The following is a 26,606-nucleotide window of genomic DNA, read 5'->3' as shown; positions in this document are numbered from 1 at the left end:
TCACGGCCGTTCGGAGAGCGCGCGCGAGAGGACCGGCCCGATGACGGCGAGGGACTGCGGCTCGATCATCTCGTTGTGCCCGCAGTCCACGGGCCGCTCGTCGATCCGGCCGGTCACGAGCGGCCGCCACTCGTCCGCCGACCGCGCACGGGTCGCGCCGTTCCCGTCGTGCCTGGCGGGGAAGATGAGCAGGTCCCCGTCGTAGACCCGCGGCACGAAGTGGTGGGCGAGCCACCTCGAATTCTCGTATCCCGCGGTGATCCGTTCGAGGTCGTGCCCTCGCACTCCGGTCTCGGTCCCGAACGACTCGTCGATCAAGCGGGCCGCGTGCTCGTAGGTCATCTCACCGTCTCCCTCGGTCTGGAGTCCCAGCCCGCGCAGGAGGTCCCGGATCTCCAGCCTGCCGACCAGCGGGTCCTCGCCGCCCACGGGGTAGCTGTCCATGACAGCGAGTGTCGCGACTTCTTCGCCGGCCCTCTGCAGTTCGACGGCCATGGCGTGCGCGATGACCCCGCCGAGGGACCAGCCGAGCAGGTCGTACGGGCCGGTGGGCTGGATGGCCTGCATCTCCTCGACGTATCGATGGGCCAGTTGCTCGATCGTCCGGTAGTCGCCGTCACCGCTGATCGTGGGCAGCTGCAGTCCGTATGCGGGCCGGTCGGGAGGGAGATACTGCACCAGACCTGCGTACCCCCAGGACAGGCCGATGCCCGGATGCACGCAGAACAGCGGTCGCCCGCTTCCCTGCGCACGCAGCGGAATCACCACGGCGAGTGCCTCTTCCATACCGGCGCTCCGGTGTGGAAGGTCGAGGCGGCGGGCGATCCCCGCCGGTGTCGGGTCGAGGAACATCCACTGCAGCGGAACCCGCCGGTCCAGCGCGGCCTGCAGGGCGCTGACGATCCTGGTGGCGAGGAGCGAATTTCCGCCGAGATCGAAGAAGCTGTCCGCGGTGCCCACCCGGTCCACCCCGAGAACCTCCGCGAAGGCGTCCACGACGATGCGCTCGTTGTCCGTGGCCGGTGCCCGGAACGCCGCACCGGTCGAGCCGAATTCCGGGGCGGGCAACGCCTTCCGGTCGAGTTTGCCCACCGGGGTCATCGGTATCCGATCGAGAACGACCACCGCGGACGGCACCATGTGGGTGGGCAGGCGCTCGGACGCGTAGGTGCGCAGCCCCGCGGGCTCCACCTCCTGTCCGTCCTGAACCCGCACGTACGAGGCGAGCACGGTGTCACCGGACGGGCCGGTGTGGCCGATGGTGGCGGCGAAGGCAACCGCCGGGTGACGGGCGAGCACGGCGTCGATCTCCCCGAGTTCGATGCGGAAACCACGGACCTTCACCTGGAAGTCGCTGCGCCCGATGTACTCGAGTGTGCTGTCGCGTGCGACATTCCCCGTCGCTGCGCTCGCCGACTTCTGCCAGCGCACCACGTCGCCGGTCCGGTACATCCGGGTGCCCGGTTCCCCGAAATTGCAGGCGACGAATCGTTCCGAGGTGAGCGCCGACCGGTTGTGGTACCCGCGTGCCATACCCGGTCCGGCGATGTACAACTCGCCCGGCACGCCGACCGGGACCGGCTGCAGCCGCTCGTCGAGGACCAGGAACGCGAAACCCCGTGCGGGTGAACCGATGTTCACACCCTCACCTGGTCGCATCGCGGCGCTGACACTCGCCTGGATCGTGGTCTCCGTGGGCCCGTACCCGCTGTGCAGGCTCCGCCCCGGCGCCCACCGCGCCACCACTTCCGGCGGGCACGCCTCGCCCACCAGATCCAGGACCCGGAGCGAATCGAGTCCGTCGTTGTCGAGGGCCGCCAGCGCGGTCGGCGTGATGGTCGCGTGGGTCACCTGCTCGCGACGGAACAGATCCGCCAGTTCGCTGCCCCCGACGACGGCAGGCGGCACGATCACGACGCGCGCCGACGCACTGAACGCCATCATCAGCTCGAACACCGACGCGTCGAAGCTCGGGGACGCCAACTGCGAGACCCGGGACTCGTGCGTGACCTGGAACCGTTCGTGCGTCTCCGCGGTGAAATCGGCCATGCCCCGGTGGGTGACGGTCACGCCCTTCGGTCTTCCGGTGGACCCCGACGTGTAGATGAGATAGGCCGGGTGGGCGAGGTGCAACGGAGTCGTCCGATCCTCGTCGGTGATCGGTGCCGGCGACACGTCCGCCACCTGCGCGGCGAAGTCCTCGTCGTCGAGGATCAGCCACGGAACGGTGTCGGGCAGGGTGCTCCGGCGACTTCTCACGGTGAGGCCGAGCGCAGCCCGGCAATCGGTGAGCATGTACTCGATACGGTCGCGCGGGTAGGTGGGGTCGACGGGCACGAACGCCGCGCCCGTCTTGGTGGTCGACCAGATCGAGATCACCGACTCGATCGACCGGGGCATGCCGACAGCCACGAACGTCTCCGGTCCCACTCCGCGGCCGCGGAGAACCCGGGCCACCCGGTTGGACCACTCGTCGAGTTGGCGGTAGGTCACGCGCCGGTCCTCGAAGGACAGGGCCACCGAGTCCGGGTCGAGCGCGGCGGCGGCCGTCAGCAGGTCGGGCCACAGCTCGGGACGCACCTCCGGCGCGCCGCGGGCAGGGGCCATCGCCCGCAACTCCGCCTCGTCGAGGAGGGGAAGGTCGCCGATCGGCCGGTCGGGGCTCACGGTGACGGCGTCGAGGATCCGCACGAAGCGGTCGGCGAAGCCGCGGACCGTGTCGGAGTCGAAGAGATCGGCGGCGAAGTCGACGGCGCCGTCCATCCCCGCGGGCGCACCGTTCGCGTCGAACTCCTCCGCCAGGAGGAATTCGAGATCCACCTTGACCACGGCGAGCCCGGGATCGATTCCACGAACTTCCAGTCCCGGCAACGTCAGGACCGGCCGCTCGTTGTTCTGGAATTCCAGCGAGACCTGGACGAGCGGCGCATACGCCGTCGATCGGGTCGGCCCGACCGCCTCCACCACCCGCTCGAACGGAACGTCGGCATGCGCGAAGGCGCCGAGGTCGACGTCGCGACAGTGCGCGGCCAGGGCGGTGAACGACTCGGCCGCGTCCACCTGCGTGCGCAGTGCGAGAGTGCCCACGAACATGCCCACCAGATCGTCGAGTGCGGGCTCTCCCCGGCCGGCGATCGGGGTGCCGACGGCGACGTCCGGGGTTCCACCGAGGCGGCTGAGCAACAACGCGAGGGCGGCATGCACGGTCATGAATTCGGTGGAGCCGAGCCGTCGCGACAACTCCCGGATGCGCCGGTGAAGGTCGCTGTCGATGGAGAAGTGGATGCGCTCGCCGCGGAAGGACTGCTGGGACGGCCGATCCCGATCCGTGGGGAGTTCCAGGAGATCGGGGGCGCCGGCCAGCGCGGTCGTCCAGTAGTCGAGTTGCCGCGAAATCAACGACTGGGGGTCGTCGTCCGAACCCAGCGACTCCCGTTGCCACAGGGCGTAATCGGCGTACTGCACCGGCAGGGGTGCCCAGTCGGGCGCGCCGCCCGAGACGCGGGCGCCGTACGCCGTCATCACATCGCGCACCAACGGGACCATCGAGAACCCGTCTGCCGAGATGTGGTGCACCACCACGGCGAGTACATGCTCGGTGGCGCTCAGTGAATACAGCCCGACCCGCAGCGGAAGTCTCACGGTGACATCGAAACCCGCCGAGACCAGCCGGGTCAGTTCCTCCCGCAACTGCTCGTCCGAGACGGTGCCGGGGATCAGTGCGGGCACCGCACCCGCGGCGGGCAGGATCTGCTGAACCGGCCAGTCGCCGCGGACCGGGAACATCGTACGCAGCGACTCGTGCCGGGCGACGACATCGGTGAGCGCCGAATTCAGTGCTCCCACATCGAGGTCCCCGCTGAGTGTCACCACGATCGGAATGTTGTAGGCGGCGGAGGTGGTGTCGAGCTGGTTGACGAACCACATCCGCTGCTGCGCGAACGACAGCGGAATGTCCTCTGGCCGGGTGCGGGCCGCGAGCACCGGTCGTCCGGACTGCTCCGCACCGGCGTGCTCGATCCGTGCCGCCAGCGCGGCGACCGTGGGCGCCTCGAACAGATCACGCACCCCACACTCGGTGCCGAGCAACGCTCGCAGCCGCGCCATCACCCGGGTGGCGCTCAGGGAGTTGCCGCCGATGTCGAAGAAACCGGCGTCGGCGCCGACACGCCCCAGTCCGAGTACGTCCGCGAAGACGCCGGCCACCGTTTCCTCGATCGGACCGACCGGCACCCGGTCGTGCCCCGTCCCGGAGAGCAGGTCGGGCTCGGGCAGTGCCGTGCGGTCCAGCTTGCCGACCGCCGTCAGTGGAATGCGATCCAGCACCGTGATCGAGGTGGGCACCATGTGGGACGGCAGACGGTCCGCCAGGTGCCGGGTGAGTACCGCCGTGTCGAGGGACCGACCCGACGCCGGAACGACGTACGACACCAGCAGGGTGTCCCCCGCAGGACCGCGATGCGCGAGAGTGGCGGCGAATCCGACGTCCGGTTCCGACATGAGGGTGGAGTCGATCTCGCCGAGTTCGATGCGGAAACCGCGCACCTTCACCTGGAAGTCGGTGCGGCCCACGTACTCGATGCTGTGGTCTGCCGTCCACCGCACGATGTCGCCGGTGCGATACATCCTCTCCCCGGGACGGACGGGGTCGGCGACGAACCGCTCGGCGGTGAGTGCCGGTCGGCGGTGGTAGCCGCGGGCCAGGCCGGCCCCGGCGAGATACAACTCGCCCGGAACCCCCACAGGGACCGGTTGCAGCCGGGAGTCGAGCACCAGTTCCGTCACCCCGCGGATCGGCCCGCCGATGGTGATCGGGTGCCCGGGGGCCATCGGCTCGCTGATGTTGGACATGATCGTCGTCTCGGTCGGTCCGTACGCGTTGTACAGCCGGCGGCCCGGCGCCCAGCGGGCGACGAGTTCGGGCGGGCAGGCCTCGCCGCCGAACACCAGGTCCGTGAGCTGCGCCAGCCCGGCCGGATCGAGTGACGCCAACGCAGCGGTGGTGATGAAGGCGTGGGTCACGCTCCGGTCGGCCAGCAGCCGCGCGAGTTCGTCGCCACCGAACACGGTGGGCGGCGCGATCACCATCGTCGCGCCGGCACCGAAGGCCTGCAGGTACTCGAACACCGACCCGTCGAAACTCGGTGTGGAGAAGTGCAGAGTCCGGGACTGCGGTGTCGCACCGAAACGTTCGAGCTGGTCGAGAGCGAAGTTGTCCAGTCCGCGATGGGTGACCACCACGCCCTTGGGCACACCCGTGGACCCAGACGTGTAGACGGCGTACACGGCGGTGTCCAGCGTGACCGGACCGCTCCGGTCGACATCGGTCACGGGTGCCCCTGACCGCTCGGCGCACTCGGTCGCGAAGCCGGGCTCGTCCAGGATCAGCCAGTGTGCGGTGCCCGGGAGCCGGTCTCGGTGTTCGGTCGTGGTCACACCGAGGGTGACTCCGGAATCGACGAGCATGTGAGTGATGCGCTCGTCGGGGTAGTTCGGATCGATCGGCACGAATGCCGCACCGGTCTTCGCCACCGCCCACATCGACAGCACCGAGTCGAGGGACCGCGGTATCCCGATGGCCACGAACGTCTCCGGGCCCGCCCCACGCGCGATGAGTGCGCGCGCGAGGCGATTCGACCGCTCGTCCAGATCGCCGTAGCGCACGTCGCCCTCCTCGGAGGACAGTGCGATCGCGCCCGGATCGAGCGCGGCCCCCTCTTCGAGGATCTGCGGCAGCGTGCGGGTCGACCCGCCCGGACCGCCGCGGACCGGCACCAGGTCGGCGCGCTCCCGGTCGGTCAGCAGCGACAGCGCGGCCAGCGGCTGGTCCGGACGAGTGCACGCGTCGAGCACTCGCAGCACGCGTCCGGCGATGTCGTCGATGGTGTCCGCGTCGAAGACGTCCGGGAGGTACTCGAACTTCAGGCGCAGACGAGCGTCGACGGATGCCACGAGACTCAGCGGATAGTGGGCCGCATCTCGCGCGTCCACTCCGGCGACGCGCATTCCGGCGATGTCGGTCTGGGTGGAGAGCCCGGCGCGGTCGACGGGGTACGACTCGAACACCGTCAACGTGTCGAATCCGACCTCCGGCCCGGCGGCACTCTGAATCTCGGCCAGCCCGAGGTAGTGGTGATCCAGCAACGCCGCCTGCTCGGCCTGCACCCGTTCCAGCAGGGCGCCCACCGTGTCGTCGGGGCGCAGCCTCACCCGGACGGGCAGTGTGTTGATGAACAGTCCGACCATCGTCTCGATGCCGGCCAGTTCGGGGGGCCGCCCCGAGACGGTGGTGCCGAACAGCACGTCGTCTCGGGCGGTCAACGTACCCAGCACAATCCCCCACGAGACCTGAACGAGTGTGTTGACGGTGAGTCCCCGCGAACGCGCGACGTCACGCAGGCGGGTGGTGTGGTCCTCGTCCAGGTCGAAGACGAACTCGTCGGACATCGTGGACAGCCGCCGTCCCAGATCCGAGCGGGCCAGCAACGTCGGTCCGTCCACCCCGGCGAGGGCCCGAGCCCACACCTCACCGGAGGCGCCCTGATCTCGGCGGCTCATCCACGCCAGGTAGTCGCGGTACCCGCGGACGCGGGGCAGCGGCGACGGGTCCGCGTCGGTGGCATACAGCGTCAGCAACTCCCGGACCAGCAACGGCATCGACCAGCCGTCGAGGAGGATGTGGTGGTTCGTCGACACCAGCCGGTAGCGGTTCGGCGCGGTCGCGATCAGCATGAACCGGATGAGCGGGGCACGCGTCAGGTCGAACGGGCGGACCCGGTCCTCGGCCAGCAGTCGCGCGACCTCGGACGCCGCAGCGTCCTCGTCGAGAGCCGTGAGATCGACCTCGCACCAGGGCGCCTCCACCCTTCGGCGGATCACCTGAACGGCGTTGCCGTCGGCGTCGTGCCGGAAGCAGGCGCGCAGATTGGTGTGCCGGTCCAGCAGGGCATCGGCCGCGCGGCGCAGTCGAGGCGGATCCACGGCGCCCTCGAGTTCGAGGCTCACCTGCACCAGGTAGGCGTCGAGGGAGTCGTCGGCGAGTTCGGAGTGGAAGAGCATGCCGGACTGCAGTGGCGACAGCGGCCACACGTCCGTCAGGTCCGGACAGGCGTGTTCGAGGTCCTCGATCGCATCCTGTCGAAGTTCGACGAGATCGAGATCCGACGGCGTGAACCCGCCGCCACCCGACTCCACATGCGTGCCGAGAGCGGCGAGCGCCTGCAGCCACAGCTGCGCGAGTTCCGCGACCTCCTCGTGGGTGAGGACGCCCGGCGGGTACGTCCACGTGGAGTTCAGCTGGGGGCCGTCGCCCGAGTCGACGGTCATCGCGTTGACGTCGACGACGGCCGCGACGGGCACCGCCGACTTCTCGCGCAGTCCCGGTTCCTCGACCGGCACCCACCCCTCGTCGGTCTCCGTGGCGGTCCGGCCCATTCTGCCGAGATAGTTGAAGCTGACCTGGGGCATCGGCAGCGGCGAAAGAACCTGCGCCGTATCGTCGTTCAGGTACCGGAGAAGTCCGAAACCGATGCCGTGGTCGGGAACGACGAGGAGTTGCTCCTTCACGGTCTTCATCGCGACCCCCACGGACGGGCCCGCGGCGAACGCGTCGTCGAGGTCCACCCCGCTCAGATCGAGTCGCACCGGAAAGAGGGTGGTGAACCAGCCGATCGTGCGCGCGAGATCTGCGCCCGGCACCACCTGCTCCTCACGACCGTGCCCCTCGAGACCCACCAGCGCGCCGGGGAGTTCGATCCCACGCCGTCGCCGCCAACTCGTCAGCGCCATGGTCAGTGCCATCAGCAGCGCATCTCCCACACCGGCGTGGAAGGCCCGCGGCACGGTTGTCAGGAGCGTCTCGGTCAACGGGGCAGAAACGCGTACCGCGAAGTGCGCGGCGGTCGCAGCGGTGTCCGACACGGTCACCGGGCGCGCCCCCAGCAGCGGGTCGGGCGCGTTCAGCATTCCCTGCCACAGTTCGACCTCGGCGGTGCGCTGGGGTTCACGCGCGGCGTCGGCGAGGGCGTGCGCCCACCGGCGCATCGACGTCCCCGGTGGCTCGAGCGCCGGTGCCGCGCCGGACTGCAGTTGCGCGCACACCGCCGCGAGGTCGGGGATCAGGATCCGCCAGGACACGCCGTCCATCGCCAGATGATGGACGGCGATCAGCACGCGCCCCGGATGGTCGCCCCCGCCCAGCCAGACCGCCTGCATCATCACGCCCGACTCCGGGTCCAGCCGATCGAGGGCACTGTCGAGTTCGGCGCCGACATCGTCCGTCCGGCCCCGGCGGAGAACGCTCGCCGCCCGCACCGATCCTTCGGCCTGCACCTCCATCGACCAGCCGTCTTCGGTGCGGGACGTGCGGTACAACCGCGCCCGCAACAGATCGTGCCGATCCAGCACGGCCTCCAGCGCCGCCGTCAGGGTGTCGTCGTCCACCGTGGCGGGCAGCGTGAACAGTGCGGACTGCGAGTAGCGGCGGAAATCCCCACCTCGGGCGAGCATCCACCGCACGATCGGAGTCAGCGGAATCTCGCCGATCCCGCCCCCGGGCAGCTCGTCGAGAACCACCGTCCCGACATCCGTTCCGGCCGTCGCGGCCAGCCCGGCAACGGTTTTGCGTTCGAACACCTCGCGTGGCGAGATCAGTATCCCGGCGGCCTTGGCGCGGGTGACCAGCTGGATGGACATGATCGAATCCCCGCCGAGGGCGAAGAACGAGTCGTCGACCCCCACCGAGTCGAGGCCGAGGACCTCCGCGAACAGGTCCACGAGGGTACGTTCCGTCTCGGTGACCGGACCGCGGCTCACGGTCACTCGCTGTCCGAAGTCCGGTTCGGGCAGCGCTTTCCGATCGAGTTTGCCGTTCACCGTCCGCGGCATCTCGTCGAGAACCACCACAGCGGCCGGCACCATATGCGACGCCAATCGCTCCGCGGCCGCATCGACGATCGCCGCCGGGTCGATCGCGACACCGGTCTCCGGCACCACGTACCCCACCAACCGGTCCCCGCGTGCCGTCACGGCAGACTGCGCCACCCCCTCGCACGCGAGCAGCGCCGATTCCACCTCACCGAGTTCGATCCGGTAGCCCTTCACCTGCACCTGGAGGTCGTTGCGGCCGAGGTACTCCAGCTGTCCGCGTGCGTTCCACCTGCCCAGGTCACCGGACCGGTACATCCGGGCCCCGGGAGTGAAGGGGTCGGCGACGAATCGGCCGGACGTGAGGGCCGGCCGGCCGAGATAGCCACGTGCGACCTGAGCCCCGGAGACGTACATCTCCCCGACCACGCCCGGCGGCACCGGATGCAGTCGTCCGTCGAGCACGTACACGCGCAGTCCGGGCAGTCCCCGGCCGATCATCGATGCGGGCTCCTCCTCGACGAGGTCCCGGGCGATCGGCAGGTGGCTGACGTGCACGGTCGTTTCCGTGATGCCGTACATGTTGACCAGGACCGGCGCGGTGTCGCCCCGGCGTGCGTACCAGCGCCGCAACTGGCCGAACTCGAGGGCCTCCCCGCCGAAGATGACGTACCGCAACGACAGGCCGGGGCCACCGGCGAGACGATCCGCCTCCGCCAATTGGTAGAAGGCGGTGGGGGTTTGATTCACGACCGTGACTGTTTCGTCGCGCAGAAGTTCGAGGAACTTCGCGGGTGAGCGCGCCGTGAAGTAGTCCACCAGCACCAGCCGGCCACCGTGCGCGAGCGCTCCCCACATTTCCCACACCGAGAAGTCGAACGCGGCGGAATGGAACATGGTCCACACGTCGGCCGGTCCGAATCCGAACAGCGTCTGGGTGTTCGCCAGCAACGTGATCACATTGCGGTGCGAGACCTGCACGCCCTTCGGCTGCCCGGTGGAACCGGACGTGTAGATCACGTACGCCACCGAGTCCAGGTGCAGCGGAGCACGGCGGTCGGCGTCGGTCACCGGCAGCGACGACAGCCGCTGCAGCGCGGTCACTGTCTCGGGGTCGTCCACAACAACCACCGGAACCCCGGCGCCGCGGAAGGTCCCGGCGTCCGCGGTCGTGGTGAGCACACACTTCGGCCGGGCGTCGCCGAGCAGGAAGGCCAACCGCTCGCCAGGAGAGGCCACGTCCACCGGAAGGTACCCGGCACCCGACTTCACCACCGCCAGCACTGCCACGACGAGGTCGATCGACCGCGTCATCCCCACCGCCACCAGGTTTTCCGCGGCTGCCCCCTGTTCCACCAGCAGTCTCGCGAGCCGGTTGGCCCGGTCGTCGAGCTCGCGATACGTCACCGACGCGTCGTCGCAGCGCACCGCGACGGCATCGCCCGCGGATGCCACCATGCGATCGAACGCATCCACGAGCGACAGCGGTGGGACATCGGTCCCCGGCCGATGTCGGGCGGTGAGCAGGAGCTCGCGTTCGGGCGCGTGGAGGATGTCGACGTCCCCGACGGGCGCGGCCGGGTCGGTGGTCACGGCCGCGATCACCCGCACGAAGCGCTCCGCGAAACTCTCCACCGACTCGCGATCCAACACGTCGGTCGCGTAGCGGAGGCCGGCGCTGATCCCGGCAGGCACGCCCTGCTCGTCGACCCGCTCCACCAGGCTCAGCTGCAGATCGAACTTCGCGACGTCCAGATCGACGTCGAGCGACCGGGCGGTCAACCCGGGCAGTTCCAGGTGGGTTCGGGTGGCGTTCTGGAATTCGAGCAACACCTGGAACAGGGGTGAGTGCGCGGTCGACCGCTCGGGTGCGAGTTCGTCCACCAGCCGCTCGAAGGGAAGGTCTGCGTGCTCGAACGCGCCGAGGTCCACCGACCGCACGGCGGTGAGCAGGTCGGCGAACGACGATCCTGGCGCCACCGGTGTGCGGAGCACCAGCGTGTTGACGAACATCCCCACGACGTCGTCGAGTGCCGCGTGGCCCCGGCCCGCGATCGGGGTTCCCACTACCACGTCGTCCGATCCCGACACCCTCTCCAGCAGCACGGCCAGCGCGGCGTGCACCACCATGAACAGCGTCGAATTATACTGTCGTGCAAGATCGGCCAGAGCTCCGTGAACGGATGGCGGAATGTCGAACGGGACGACGGCCCCGAGGAAGGACCGCTGGACGGGTCGTGGCCGGTCCAGGGGCAATGGCAGCACGTCCGGGATGTCCGACAACGTCCGGACCCAGTACCCGAGCTGACCGGACATCATCGAATCGGGCTGGTCTTCGGTGCCCAGAGCCTGTCGCTGCCACAGGCTGTAGTCGGCGTACTGCACGGGCAACGGCGCCCAGCTGGGTGCCTGCTGCTGTGCCCGGGCGGTGTAGGCGAGCATCACGTCCCGCGCCAGCGGCGCCATCGAGAAGCCGTCGGCCGCGATGTGGTGCGCGACGAGGGCGAGGACGTGCCGCTCGGGAGTGAGTGTCCACAGCCTCACCCGGATCGGAAGGTCCTCGGTGACGTCGAATCCCACGCCGAGGAATGCGGTGAGCGAGTCGTGAAGGGCTCCTTCGGCAACCGGGACCGGATCGAGGTCGGGGGTCGCGAGCGTGGAGTCGACGATCACCTGCCGGGGTCCGTCGGCGGAACCGGGAAACACGGTCCGCAGCGACTCGTGGCGTTCCATGACGTCGCCGAGTGCCGCTCGTAGTGCAGCCAGGTCCACTACCCCGTCCAAGTGCAGGGCGATCGGGATGTTGTAGGCCGGTGAGGAGGTGTCGAACTGGTTGACGAACCACATGCGCTGCTGCGCGAGGGATAGGGGAATCCGCTCGGGCCGCGCCGTAGCGGTGAGCGCCGGGAAGGCCGAACTCGTCATCACGTCCGAGTCGATCCGGACGGCCAGATCGGACACCACGGGTGCGTCGAACAACGCCGCGACACCCAGACTCGTGTCCAGCGCGCTGTTGATGCGTCCCACCGCTCGGGTGGCACTGAGCGAGTCTCCACCGAGATCGAAGAAGCTGTCGTCGGCCCCGACGCGGTCGACACCGAGGACGGCGGCGAAGGCCGTGGCGACCGCTTCCTCCGCGGGTGTGGTGGGCCCGCGGTATCCGACCGTGCGCGTGCCGAATTCCGGTTGGGGCAGGGCTTTGCGGTCGAGTTTGCCGTTCACCGTCACCGGCAACTCCGCCAGCACCACCACCACCGACGGCACCATGAACCCCGGCAACCCCACCGCAGCCCACTCCCGCACCGCCCGCTCGTCCACCACCGCCCCCGACACCGGCACCACATACCCCGCCAGATAATCACCCGACGACCCGTCACCGCGCAGCACCACCACCGCCTGCGCCACATCCTCCCGGCGCAACAACACCGCCTCGATCTCCCCCAACTCGATCCGCTGACCCCGCAACTTCACCTGAAAATCCGTACGCCCCAAATACTCCAACTCCCCACCCGGCAACCACCGAACCCGATCCCCCGTCCGATACAACCGCAACCCCGCACCGAACGGATTCGCCACGAACCGATCCGCCGTCAAATCCGGCCGCCCCCGATACCCCCGCGCCAACTGCACACCACCGAGATACAACTCCCCCGCCACCCCCACCGGCACCGGCCGCAACCGCCCGTCCAGCACCAACGTCTGCGTATTCCACACCGGCACCCCGATCGGCACCACCCTCCGATCCGCATCCGTCACCTCGTGGAACGTCACATCCACCGACGCCTCCGTCGGACCGTACAAGTTGTGCAACTCCGCCGCACTCACCCGCAGCAGACGTGCCGCCGTTGCCGACGGCAACGCCTCACCGCTGGTGAACACCCGGCGCAGCGCACCACACCCCTCCACATTCGCCCCCGCCAGAAACACCTCGAGCATCGACGGCACGAAATGCACAGTGGTGACCGATTCTTCCCGGATCACCCGCTCGAGGCACACCGGGTCGCGGTGCCCGTCCGACTCCGCGACCACCAACCGCGCCCCGACGATCAACGGCCAGAACAACTCCCACACCGACACATCGAACGTCACCGGCGTCTTCTGCAACACCACATCATCCGAGCCGAGCCCGTACTCCCCCTGCATCCACAACAACCGATTCACGACACCCTCGTGCGGAACCGCCACACCCTTCGGCCGACCCGTCGACCCCGACGTGAACATCACATACGCAAGATGACCCGGACGCAACCGCGACAACCGCTCCCCATCCCCCACCGGACCGGCCGAAAACCCCGACACATCCACCGAATCCAACTCCACCACCCGCACACCCGCAGGCACCACCACCCGATCCGAGCAGGTCGTCAGCACCAGCACCGGATCCGCCGTCGCCACCACAAACCCCACCCGCTCCGCAGGCTGATCCGGATCGATCGGGACATACGCCCCACCCGCCTTCACCACCGCATACAACCCCACCAGCATCTCCACCGAACGACGCACCGCCACACCCACCGACGACTCCGGACCCACCCCGGCCGCGATCAGGAACCGCGCCAGCCGATTCACCCGCGCATCGAACTCCCCATACGACAACACCACCGCACCGCACACCACCGCGACCACGTCCGGAGTCCGCCCCACCTGCACGTCGAGCAGGTCGGCGAGGGTGGTGTGGGGCACCGGGTGACCCGTCGCATTCCACGAACCCACCACCAACTCCCGCTCACCCGGCCCCAGAACCTCCACATCACCGACCGCGGTGTCCACGCCGCCGGCGATCGTCACCAGAATCCGGACGAGGCGGTCGGCGAGCGCTCCGGCTTCGTCTCGGTCGACGGCTCCCGGTTGGTAGCGCAGACTCAATCGCAGCTGCGGTTCGAGGATCGACAGCAGAGTGAGCGGATAGTGCGTGGCGTCGCGGGCATCGAGACCGGTCACCCGCATGCCCCCGATGTCGGTGTTCTCGTCCAGCCCGGACGTGTCGATCGGGAACGACTCGAACACCGACAGCGTGTCGAACAGATTGCCCAGACCCACCCGCGACTGAATTTCGCCGAGGCCGAGGTGATGGTGGTCGAGCAGGGACGTCTGCTCGTCCTGCAGGCGGGCGAGCAGCCGCGCGACACTCTCGTCCGGGTTCACCCGTACTCGCACGGGCACCGTGTTGATGAACAGTCCCAGCATGTTCTCGACACCGGACAGCTGCGGCGGACGACCGGACACGGTGACACCGAAGACCACGTCGTCGCGGGAGAGCAACCGGGACAACAGCATCCCCCACGCCGCCTGGATCACCGTGTTCATGGTGACGCCGGCGCACTCCGCCGCCGTGGCGAGTCCGCTCCGTAGCGGGGCGGGCAGTTCGACGTCGAGTTCGTGGGGCACACCGTAGAGCGCCGCAGATGCGTGCGGCGCCACCAGCGTCGGCTCCTCGACACCGTCGAGCGCTCGTTCCCAGGCTCGCGCCGACGCCTCCGCGTCCCGGTTCGCCACCCATTCCAGATACGTGCGATACGAAGGCGGCTCCGGCAGTCCGGCCGGGTCGCCGTGGGCGGCATAACGAACCAGCAGTTCCCGCACCAGCAACGGCATCGACCAGCCGTCCAGGATGATGTGGTGATTCGTGACCGCCAGCACGAAGCGTCCCGGTGCGGTGCGGAACAGGGTCAGACGGAGCAGAGGCGGCCGGGCGAGGTCGAATCGGGCACTGCGGTCCTCGTCGAGCAGGCGCTCGAGTTCCGTGTCGGGGGCCGACCCCTCGACGGTGAGATCCACTTCCCGCCACGGCACGTTCACCGTGTCGATCACCAGTTGCGCGGGCATCCCGTCGTCGTAGACGAACGCGGTCCGCAGGCTGGGGTGGCGGGCCAGCAGCCCTGCCGCGGCGGCGCGCAGACGTTCGGCGTCCACCGCACCCTCGAGGTCGATGCGCAGTTGCGCGGTGTAGACGTCCATCGACTCCGCGGCCAGGGAAGCATGGAACAGCAATCCGGACTGCAGTGGAGACAGCGACCACACGTCCCGCAGTGCCGGGAAACGCTCTTCCCAGCGCTCGATCTGCTGCTGGTTCGCCGACACCAGCGGAACGTCGGACGGCGTCAGCCCGCCCGCATCCGGTCGTGATGCGTGCGCGGCAAGTCCGTCGAGGGCTCTGCGCCACAGATCCGCAAACGCCGCGACCTCGGCCTCGCGGAGGACCCCGGTCGGAAATGCGAACGACGCCATCAGACGGGGTCCCTCTGGACTGTCGGAGACGACGGCGTTGACGTCGATCACGGATGCGACGGGCATGTCGGAATTCCGAGTGCCGCCGAGCGTGCTCTCCACCGGCAGCCAGTCCGCGGCTCCGTCCGTGGTGGTCACTCGGCCGAGGTAGTTGAAACTCACTTGCGGAGCCGGGAATCGGCTGAGGGACTCCGCCGTCTCGTCGTCCAGGTAGCGCAGTAGTCCGAAGCCGATCCCGTGATCCGGGATCGCGAGCAACTGCTCCTTGACGGCCTTGACCGCCTGCCCTGCCGCGACACCACCTGCCATCGCGTCGTCGACGTCGATTCCGGTGAGATCCAACCGCGCCGGATACACCGTGGTGAACCAGCCGACGGTACGCGACAGGTCCGCGCCGGAGACGACCTGCTCTTCGCGGCCGTGCCCCTCGAGGGTGATCAGCGCGTCCGACACGACGACGTCACGTTCCCGTCGCCAGGCGATCAGTGCCAGCGTGACCGCGGCGAGCAACCCGTCGCCCACGCTCCCGTGGAACGCGTCCGGAAGCGTGGTGAGCAGGGCGCCGGTCACCGACGACGTCACGTCGACCCTGACGGTGCCGACGGTCGCGTCGACGTCGATCGCGGGATCCACTGGGCGCGAACCGATCAGCGGGTCCGGTCCGTCGAGGATCTTCTTCCACGAGGCCAGTTCGCCGGTCCGGTGCCGCGCCGCATCGGACAGGCCGTGCGACCACCGCCGCATCGACGTTCCGACTGCCGGCAGCTCCGGGGTGAGACCGGCCTGGAGTTGGCTGCACGCCGACGCGAGATCCGCGACGAGGATGCGCCAGGAGACACCGTCGACCACGAGGTGGTGCACCACCACGAGCAGTCGGCCGACGTCGCCTGGGACGTCGAACCAGACCACCCGCACCATGCGGGCCGCGGCGGGGTCCAGGTGGTCGGCCGCAGCATCGAGTGCCGTGGTCGCGAGTGCGGTGAAGTCGTCTCCCGTCACCGTGTCGACCGGCACCCGACGGACCAGTGCATCCGCGGGCACCGAGCCCGCCGGCAGCACGTCCATGCCGTCCGCGGACACACGTGCGCGGAGCAGGTCGTGCCGGTCCAGTACCGCCTCGACGGCGCGGACGAGAACCTCGTGGGTGAGGCCGGCGGGGGCCGCCAGCAACAGCGCCTGAGAGAACCTGTCGAGCCGACCGTCACTGCGCTCGAACGTCCACCGCGCGACGGGTGTCAGCGGCAGGGGGCCGACGCCACCGCCCGGCAGCTCGTCGAGAGCCACTGCGCCGTCGCTGTCGAATCGCGCCACCGCGGCGAGACCGGCGACCGTTCGGTGGTCGAACACGTCGCGGGGAGAGAGGATCACACCGGCGGCTCGTGCACGGGCCACGAACTGTATCGACATGATGCTGTCGCCGCCGAGGGCGAAGAACGAGTCGTCCACGCCCACCGAGTCCAGTCCGAGCACCTCCTCGAACAGTCCGGCGAGAAGCTCCTCGGTCTCGGTGTGCGGCGGCCGACTCCCGGAACCCGCAAAGTCGGGAGCCGGAAGCGCTGTGCGGTTGAGCTTTCCGTGCACCGTCAGGGGAAGCGATTCGAGTGTCACCAGCGCCGCCGGCACCATGTACGACGCCAACCTGCCCCCGACGAAGTCGAGGACAGCCCTCGAATCGACCGTCGCATCCGGTGCGGGCACCAGGTACCCGATCAGCCGATCGCCGCCGCCGTCGCCGTTCCACACGCTCGCGACCGCGTGGGCCACGGAGTCGTGGGCGAGCAACGCCGACTCGACCTCACCGAGTTCGATGCGGAAGCCCCGGATCTTCACCTGGGAATCGGTGCGCCCGAGGTACTCCAACTGACCGTCGGGAAGCCAGCGCGCCCGGTCGCCGGTGCGATACATCCGGCTTCCGGGCGGGCCGAAGGGGTCGGCGACGAAGCGTTCGGCGGTCAGTCGGAACCGCCGGCGGTACCCGCGTGCGAGGGCGGGACCTGCGAGATACAACTCCCCTGCGACACCGGCAGGCACCGGGTGCAGTCGCGAGTCCAGCACAACCTCGGCGAAACCACGCGTGGGCGTGCCGATCGTGACCGGAGCCCCCGGCACCAGTTCGTCGCTGATGCTCGACACGACGGTCGACTCGGTCGGACCGTACGCGTCGAACATGCGACGGCCCGGCGCCCACCGTTCGACCAGTTCGGGCGGACACGCCTCGCCGCCCGTGACCACGCACTCGAGGGCGGTGAGACCGTCGGGATCGACCGACGCGAGCGCGCCCGGAGTGACGAAGCAGTGCGTGACCCGCTCGGATTCCAGCAACTGCCCCAATTCGGCACCACCGTAGACGGACGGCGGTGCGATCACCATCGTGGCTGCCGCGCCGACCGCCAGCAGCAGTTCGAGAACGGACGCGTCGAAGCTCGGCGATGCGAAGTGCAGCGTTCTGGATCCGGGTGTCGTGCCGAACGTCTCCCTCTCCTGGGTGGCGAAGGCGGCGAGACCGCGGTGCGTGGTGATCACACCTTTGGGCCTGCCGGTCGACCCCGAGGTGTAGATGAGGTAGGCGGGATTGTCGATCCGAATCGTCGAAATCCGCTCGTCATCGGTGACCGGCGACGACGGATAGTGTGACAGCTTGTCCTCGAAGGCCGGGTCACCCATCACCAGCCACGGCACCGCGTCCGGAAGTGCGCCGCGTTGCGTCGAGCCCGACACACCCCACACGGCGCCGGAGTCCGTGAGCATGAATTCGATCCGTGCGGCCGGATGGTCCGGATCCACCGGAAGGAACGCGGCCCCCGACTTGGCCACCGCCCAGACGGCCAGGACGGATTCGACGGACCGCGGCACACACAGTGCGACGACGGATTCCGGGCCGACGCCGCGCTCGATCAACATGCGGGCCAACTGGTTCGATCGCCTGTCGAGGTCCCCGTAGCGCACGACACGCCCGTCGAAGACCAACGCCGGGGCCTCCGGATCGTTCGCGGCCGCCTCGACCATCAGATCCGGCAGTGTCCGTGCTGCTACCGCCGCACCGCCCGCCACCGGGGACAGTACGGCACGCTCCAGCGGTCCGAGAATGTCGATGTCTCCGACCCGGGCGCCGGGGTCTGCCGTGACCGCCTCGAGAATGCGCACGAGTCGTTCCGCGAAACCGAGCACCGTGTCCTCGTCGAAGAGATCGGTCGCGTAGCCCAGCCCCGCGGCAATGCCGGTCGGGTTGCCGTCGGCATCGACGTTCTCGGCCAGCGTCAACTGCAGATCGAAGTTGACGGTGTCGATCTCGAGGTCGATGTTCCGGACCTGCAGATCCGGCAATTCCACGGTGGGGCGCTCGATGTCCTGGAACTCCAGCATCACTTGGAAGAGCGGCGCGTATGCCGTCACCCGGGAAGGACTCAGGACTTCCACCACCCGTTCGAACGGGACGTCCGCATGGGTGAAGGCGCCCAGATCGGCTTCCCGAACGCCGGTCAGGAACTCGGAGAATGTGGCGCCGCCGTCGACGTGGGTGCGCAGGACGAGGGTGTTGACGAACATGCCCACCACGTCGTCGAGTTCGCGCTCGCCGCGACCGGCGATCGGCGTCCCGACGGCGATGTCGTCCGCACCGCTCACGCGTGCCAGCATGACCGCCAACGCGGCATGCAACGTCATGAACACCGTCGTGGTGTGTTGCCGTGCCAGCCTGACCACACCGGCATGAACCTCGGGTCCGATCACGAACTCGACGTGGCCGCCGCGAAGCGACCGGACGGTGGGACGGGGACGATCCGTGGGCAACTCCAGCACTTCGGGCAGATCCGACAGCGTGGTGGTCCAATACGTCAGCTGTCGCGAAATGGGCGAATTATCATCGGATTCCGATCCCAGCCACTCGCGCTGCCACAGCGCGTAGTCGGCGTACTGCACCTCGAGCGGAGCCCACTCCGGGGCCGACCCGTTCACCCGGGACACGTACGCGTCCATGACGTCGCGGGCCAGCGGTGCCATCGAGAAGCCGTCCGCCGCGATGTGATGCACCACCACCGCGAGCACGTGCACGTCCGCGTCGAGGCTGAACAGTCGTGCGCGCAACGGCACCTGCGTCGTCACGTCGAATCCTGCGGCCAGCACTCTCCGCGAATGTTCGCGGAACTCGGCTTCCCCCGACACCGCGATCGGTTCGAGGTCGGGCACCGCGCTCGCCGCGGGCAGGATCACCTGGCGCGGCCCGTCGTCGGTGAGCGGGAAGATCGTCCGCACGGCCTCGTGCCGTTCGATGACGTCGGCAACCGCCGCCCGGAGAGCACGCACGTCGAGCCGCCCCTCGAGCCTCAACGCGAACACGACGTTGTATGCGGACGAGGAGGTGTCGAACTGGTTGACGAACCACATCCGCTGCTGGGCCGGCGACACGGGGACTTCCGCGGTACCTTCCCTGGGCTTCAGTGGTGGTCGGGCCTCCAGTCCCTCCTGCGACTCGGCCAGTGCCGCCAGACCGGCCACGGTGGGGGCGTCGAACACGTCGCGAATACCGATCCGGTCCCCGACGGCCGCATTGATCCGCGCGACCAACCTGGTGGCGATCAGAGAGTTTCCGCCGAGGGCGAAGAAGTCGTCGTTCGCGCCTACCCTCGGGACACCGAGCAGGTCGGCGCACACGGCGGCCACGATCCCCTCGATCGGGGTTCGGGGAGCGAGGAAACCCACAGTCGCGCTACCGAAATCCGGTTCGGGCAGGGCTTTGCGGTCGAGCTTGCCGTTCACCGTCACCGGCAACTCCGCCAGCACCACCACCACCGACGGCACCATGAACCCCGGCAACCCCACCGCAGCCCACTCCCGCACCGCCCGCTCGTCCACCACCGCCCCCGACACCGGCACCACATACCCCGCCAGATAATCACCCGACGACCCGTCACCGCGCAGCACCACCACCGCCTGCGCCACATCCTCCCGGCGCAACAACACCGCCTCGATCTCCCCCAACTCGATCCGCTGACCCCGCAACTTCACCTGAAAATCCGTACGCCCCAAATACTCCAACTCCCCACCCGGCAACCACCGAACCCGATCCCCCGTCCGATACAACCGCAACCCCGCACCGAACGGATTCGCCACGAACCGATCCGCCGTCAAATCCGGCCGCCCCCGATACCCCCGCGCCAACTGCACACCACCGAGATACAACTCCCCCGCCACCCCCACCGGCACCGGCCGCAACCGCCCGTCCAACACCAACGTCTGCGTATTCCACACCGGCACCCCGATCGGCACCACCCTCCGATCCGCATCCGCCACCTCGTGGAACGTCACATCCACCGACGCCTCCGTCGGACCGTACAAGTTGTGGATCCGGGCGCCGGGTACCAGTGCCCGTATCCTCGACGCCGCCTGCGCGGGCAACGCTTCACCCGAGGCGAACACCCGCCGCAGGCTCGTGCATCGCGTCACCGCCGGTTCCGCGGCGAACACGGCTAACATCGACGGAACGAAATGCACTGTCGTGACTCTATTCTCGGAGATCACGTTCACGAGATATGCCGGGTCGCGGTGCCCGTCCGGCTCCGCGACCACCAACCGCGCCCCGACGATCAACGGCCAGAACAACTCCCACACCGACACATCGAACGTCACCGGCGTCTTCTGCAACACCACATCATCCGAGCCGAGCCCGTACTCCCCCTGCATCCACAACAACCGATTCACGACACCCTCGTGCGGAACCGCCACACCCTTCGGCCGACCCGTCGACCCCGACGTGAACATCACATACGCAAGATGACCCGGACGCAACCGCGACAACCGCTCCCCATCCCCCACCGGACCGGCCGAAAACCCCGACACATCCACCGAATCCAACTCCACCACCCGCACACCCGCAGGCACCACCACCCGATCCGAGCAGGTCGTCAGCACCAGCACCGGATCCGCCGTCGCCACCACAAACCCCACCCGCTCCGCAGGCTGATCCGGATCGATCGGGACATACGCCCCACCCGCCTTCACCACCGCATACAACCCCACCAGCATCTCCACCGAACGACGCACCGCCACACCCACCGACGACTCCGGACCCACCCCGGCCGCGATCAGGAACCGCGCCAGCCGATTCACCCGCGCATCGAACTCCCCATACGACAACACCACCGCACCGCACACCACCGCGACCACGTCCGGAGTCCGCCCCACCTGCACGTCGAGCAGGTCGGCGAGGGTGGTGTGGGGCACCGGGTGACCCGTCGCATTCCACGAACCCACCACCAACTCCCGCTCACCCGGCCCCAGAACCTCCACATCACCGACCGGCGCATCCGGATCCGCAACCACTCCCGCCAGAATCCGGAGGAACCGCTCCCCGAATCCCACGACCGTGTCCGGATCGAACACGTCCGACGCGAACGTGAACGACGCCTCGATGCCTGCTGCCATTCCGGACGCGTCGTAGCGCTCCGCGAGCGTCAACTGCAGATCGAACTTGGACACACCGGAATCGACGTCGAGGATCTCCACCGTCAGTCCCGGCAGGTCGAGGTGCGCCGGGGCGGTGTTCTGGAACTCCAGCAGAACCTGGAACAACGGTGAGTACGCGGTCGAGCGGGTCGGTGCGACTGCGTCGACCACACTCTCGAACGGCACTTCCGCGTGACCGAACGCCGCCAGATCCGCTTCCCGCGCCCGGGACAGCACCTCGCCGAACGTCGCGGCGGGTTCGACGGTGGTCCGCAGGACCAGAGTATTGACGAGCATCCCCACCACGTCGTCGAGTGCCTCCTCGCCGCGTCCGGCGATCGGCGTCCCGATCGCGATGTCTCCGGAACCGCTGAGCCGCGCCGCCACCACCGCCAGCACCGCATGCATCACCATGAACATCGTGGAATTGTGTTGCCGAGCGAGGAGGAGAAGTTCCCGATGCTCTTCCGCGGACACCGAGAACCGGACGATCCCGCCCCGGAGCGCTCTGTCCGCGGGCCTCGGCCGGTCCAATGGAAGATCCATCGCGTCGGGGAGCCCGGACAGCGTCTGCTTCCAGTACTCCACCTGCGCCGACATCATGCTGCCGGGATTCTCGTCACTGCCGAGGGCCGCCCGCTGCCACAGGCTGTAGTCGGCGTACTGCACCGGGAGCGGCGGCCAGTCGGGCGCCTGCTGCTGCACCCGCGCCGAGTACGCCACCATCAGGTCATGGGCGAGCGGGGCCAGCGACGCTCCGTCCGCCGAAATGTGGTGCACCACCAGCATGAGGACGTGCTCGTCGTGGCCGGTCCGGAACAGGGCACCACGCACGGGCACCTCGGTGCTCACGTCGAACCCCTGAGCAGTCGACTCGGCGATCCGCGCGCGCACTGCGTCCTCGTCTTCGCAGACCGTCGGAACCAGATCCGGAATCACCTCCCCCGGTGACAGGATCACTTGATGCGGTCCGTCCACAGACGCCGGATACACCGTGCGAAGCGATTCGTGTCGTTCGAGGACATCCGCCACCGTCGCCCGGAGCGCCTCCACGTCGAGAGTTCCGGACAGTCGCAGCGCCATCGGAATGTTGTAGGCCGGCGACGAGGTGTCGTACTGATTGACGAACCACATACGTTGCTGGGCAAGCGACAGCGGGATCCGGTCGGGGCGTGTCTGCGCCACCAGGTCCGGGCGGTCGGGGCGCCTCGCGTGGGCACCCTCGATCCATCCTGCCAATGCCTCCACCGTCGGCGCCTCGAACAGGGTCCGCACCACGAGGTCGGCGCCGAGTGCGGCGTTGACCCGCGCGACCACTTTCGTGGCGACCAGTGAATTTCCGCCGAGGTCGAAGAAGCTGTCGTCGAGGCCGATTCGTTCCACACCCAGCACGTCGGCGAACACTCGCGCGACGGCCCGTTCCACCGGAGTGACGGGCGCACGGAACTCGGTGGCCGTGGAGAGGAATTCCGGCGCCGGCAATGCCGCACGATCGAGCTTCCCCACCGGTGTCATCGGGATCACGTCCAGAATCACGATCGCGGCCGGCACCATGTACGTCGGCAATTGCTCTGCGGCATAGTCGATCAACTCGGCAGGCGCCAGCTGTTGCCCTGCTGCCGGCAGCACGTACGACACGAGCACCGTGTCGCCGGACGGTGCCGTTCGCGGCATCGTCACCGCGGTCCGCACCCGCGGATGGGTATGGAGGACGGTGTCGATCTCACCGAGCTCGATGCGGAAGCCGCGTACCTTCACCTGGAAATCGCTGCGGCCCAGATACTCCAGCGTGCGGTCGGTGCGCCACCGCACCACGTCCCCGGTGCGATACATCCGGCCGCCGGGGCCGCCGAAGGGGTTGGCCACGAACCGTTCCGCCGTCAACGCTGATTTACCGTGATATCCGCGAGCGAGGGCGTCGCCCGAGACGTACAGCTCCCCGGCCACGCCGACCGGCACCGGGTTCAACCGCGCATCGAGGACGACCTCGTGGAATCCGCGGAGCGGACCACCCAACGTGATGGCTCCGTCCGGTGACAACGGTGCACTGATGTTCGACATGACGGTCGCCTCGCTGGGCCCGTACGCGTTGCACAATCTGCGACCGGGCGCCCACCGCTTCACCAGTTCCGGCGGGCACGCCTCGCCACCGAACACCACGTCCCGGAAGTCGGCGAGTCCGTCCGGCTCGACCGTTCCGAGCGCGGCAGTGGTGACGAATCCGTGGGTGACCCGTTCCGACGTCAGGAGGCGGGACAACTCGGCGCCGCCGTAGATCGTGGGCGGAACGATCACCATGGTGGCGGCGGCGGCGAACACGTGCAGGTACTCGGAGACGGACGCGTCGAAACTCGGGGTGGAGAAGTGCAGAATCCGAGAGGTCCGTGTCGCACCGGATCGTGTGCGCTGCTCGGCCGCGAAGTCGTCCAGGCCACCGTGTGTGACCACGACGCCTTTGGGCCGGCCCGTGGAACCGGACGTGTAGATCACGTACGACGGATTCTCCACGCGGAGAGGCCGCGTCCGCTCCGTGTCGGTCACGGCGGCTTCCGGATGCGTCGCACAGAGCGACCGGAATTCTTCGTCGTCGAGCACCAGCCACGGAATGGCGTCCGGTAGCCGGGAACGCACGGCGGACACCGTCACCCCCAGGGCAGCGCCCGAATCGTCGAGCATGTGCTCGATTCGTTCGGCCGGGTAGTTCGGGTCCACCGGCACGTAGGCCGCACCAGACTTGGCCACCGCCAGCATCGACAGCACCGACTCGATCGAGCGAGTCAAGCCCAGTGCCACGAAGTTCTCCGGCCCGATGCCGCGTTCGGCGAGGACGCGTGCCAACTGGTTCGAGCGGTCGTCCAATTCTCGGTACGTCACCTCGACACCGCGATACGAGAGCGCGACACCGGCAGGGTTGGATCGTGCTGCCGCTGAGAATAATTCGGGCAGCGTCCGACCCGGACGTCCCGGCACGCCGGAGACCGGAACGAGGGTCGCGTGTTCGGTATCGGACAGGATGTCGATGTCGCCGACGGCGAGTGCGGGGTCGCCGGTGACCGCCTCCAGGATTCGGCGGAACCGTTCGCCGAGGCCGCGTACCGTGCCGGGGTCGAACAGGTCGGTGGCGAACCCGAGTGTCGCCGCGATGCCGGACGGGATGCCATCGGCGTCGAAGGCCTCGGCCGCGGTCACCCGTAGGTCGAATCGGCCGAGCCCGGACGTCTCCGCCCCCTCGCGGCACTCGAACAGGACCTGGACGATCGGCGAGTACGCGGGCGAATCGCTGAGCGCGAGTGCCCGGACCACCTGTTCGAAAGGAACGTCGCGGTGCTCGAACGCCTCCTGATCGACGTCGCGGACGTGGCTGAGGAGATGCGTGAAGGAGGTGTCCGGTTCGACGCGGTTGCGGAGCACCACGAGGTTCCGGCCGTCGTGCATCGCGGTCGTCGTTCCGATCGCCACATCCGAGGCACCCGACAGCCGGCTCAGCAGAACGGTGAAGGCCGCGTGCAGCACCGAGAACGTGGTGGTGTCGTGTTCCCGCGCCAGGGTCACCACTCCGGCATGTGTCTCTGCACCGATCGCAACGTCGACGCGGTCTTCCCCCCGGGTTTGCGCGACGGGGCGAGGCCGATCGGACGGCAGATTCAGCACTTCGGGCATCCCCGACAGCTGATCCTTCCAGTACTCGAGTTGGTGCGCCTCGAGGCGTCGTCGCGCACCGTCGAGGGCCGTGGCCTCGTGAATCGTCGCGACGCGAGCCTGCGGGTCGGCCGAGATGAACTCTTCCAGCAGTGCGACGAAGTGCCGGTGATGCAGTCGCAGTGCCGAATCCTCGTATCTGTTCGGGTTGGCCCGGAAATCGACGAAGATCTCGGCCGGCGTCCCGCTCGGGTACACGTTGACCAGCAGATCTTCCACCGGACCCGACGTGACGATGTGGTATTCGCCGACCAGCGGGCCCAGCTGGACGTTCTGATGGAACAGCATGACGTTGACCATGGGGCCGTGGAGTTCGGCGCCAGTGCCCGTGCCCACGTCGCGGCGGATGTCCTCGATACTGCACCGCTGATGCCGCAACGCGCCCATCAGCTCTCGCCTGACCCGCGACACGAGGTCTGCGACCGCCTCTTCCTCGTCGACCGTGATCGGCAGCGGTGCGACGCTGACCATCATGCCGCCGGAGTTGCGCAGCACCGACGTGGTCCGGCCGGACATCGGAACATTCACGAGGACATCGGTTTTCGCCGTGATCCGCGACAGGTAGCAGGCGAAGGCGGCGATGATCGTGACTGCCGCGGTGGCGTTTGCCTGACTGTCGGCGTTGTGGATTCCGGAAACGGCCGCCTCGGACAGCAGGGCACTCTCGACCTTGCTCCTGGCGAGTGCGGGCGCGGGCGCGTCGGCCAGGGTCGATCCGTCGACTGCCTCGACTCGCTTCGCCCAGTACTCCCGATCGGCCACGAAGCGGTCGGAGGACCGGTAGCGGGCGTCGACGTCGTACAACTCATGCAGGGTCGCGGCTCGACTCGGATCCGGTTCGCGACCGGCCACCGAGGCCGAGTACCGGTGCGCGATGCGGTTGATCAGCGTCATGGCGCCGTATCCGTCGAGCGCGACGTGGTGAATGCGGCTGTACCACAGGTAGTGCGACTCTCCCACGCACAGGATCGAGGTCTCGAACAGTCGATCCGTGTCGAGATCTAGTGGGGCCTGGTAGTCCCGGTCCATCCATTCGTGCGCTGCGGCGACCGGATCGTCCTCACCGCGAAAGTCGATGAAGGCGATGGACGTGTCGGTGGCATGATCCACGTACTGCATCGGCCGGCCGTCGACCTCGACGACCTTGAGGAACGGCGACTGGAACTCGCGGGCCACCGCGATGGTCTCCCGTCGCAACAGGTCGATGTCGAGGTCGCCGTCCAGCTCCACATAGTGCGCTACCGAGATCGGCACCGCGGGGTCGAGTTGCTGCGCGAACCAGGTGGCACGCTGCGCCGCAGACAGCGGGAAGGGCACCGCGCCCGAATCGTGTGTAACCGGCTTCCGCGTGTCGACGGGCTTCACGGCGGTTC

General features: G+C 68.5%; 1 protein-coding gene. It reads right to left on the bottom strand.

Features of this window, described 5'->3' with window-relative positions; all coding sequences use genetic code 11:
• Window positions 1-26,598, bottom strand: a complete 26,598-nt coding sequence (locus CJ177_RS28180; RefSeq protein ID WP_095869130.1) for a non-ribosomal peptide synthase/polyketide synthase — start codon at window positions 26,596-26,598, stop codon at window positions 1-3.
• Between the last annotated feature and the right edge of the window lie 8 nt (window positions 26,599-26,606).

Source organism: Rhodococcus sp. ACPA1 (genome assembly GCF_002300195.1).
GTDB classification, from domain to species: Bacteria; Actinomycetota; Actinomycetes; order Mycobacteriales; family Mycobacteriaceae; genus Rhodococcus_F; species Rhodococcus_F opacus.
The sequence above is the reverse complement of the archived record's forward strand: the minus strand, read 5'-3'. Positions and strand labels throughout refer to the sequence as shown.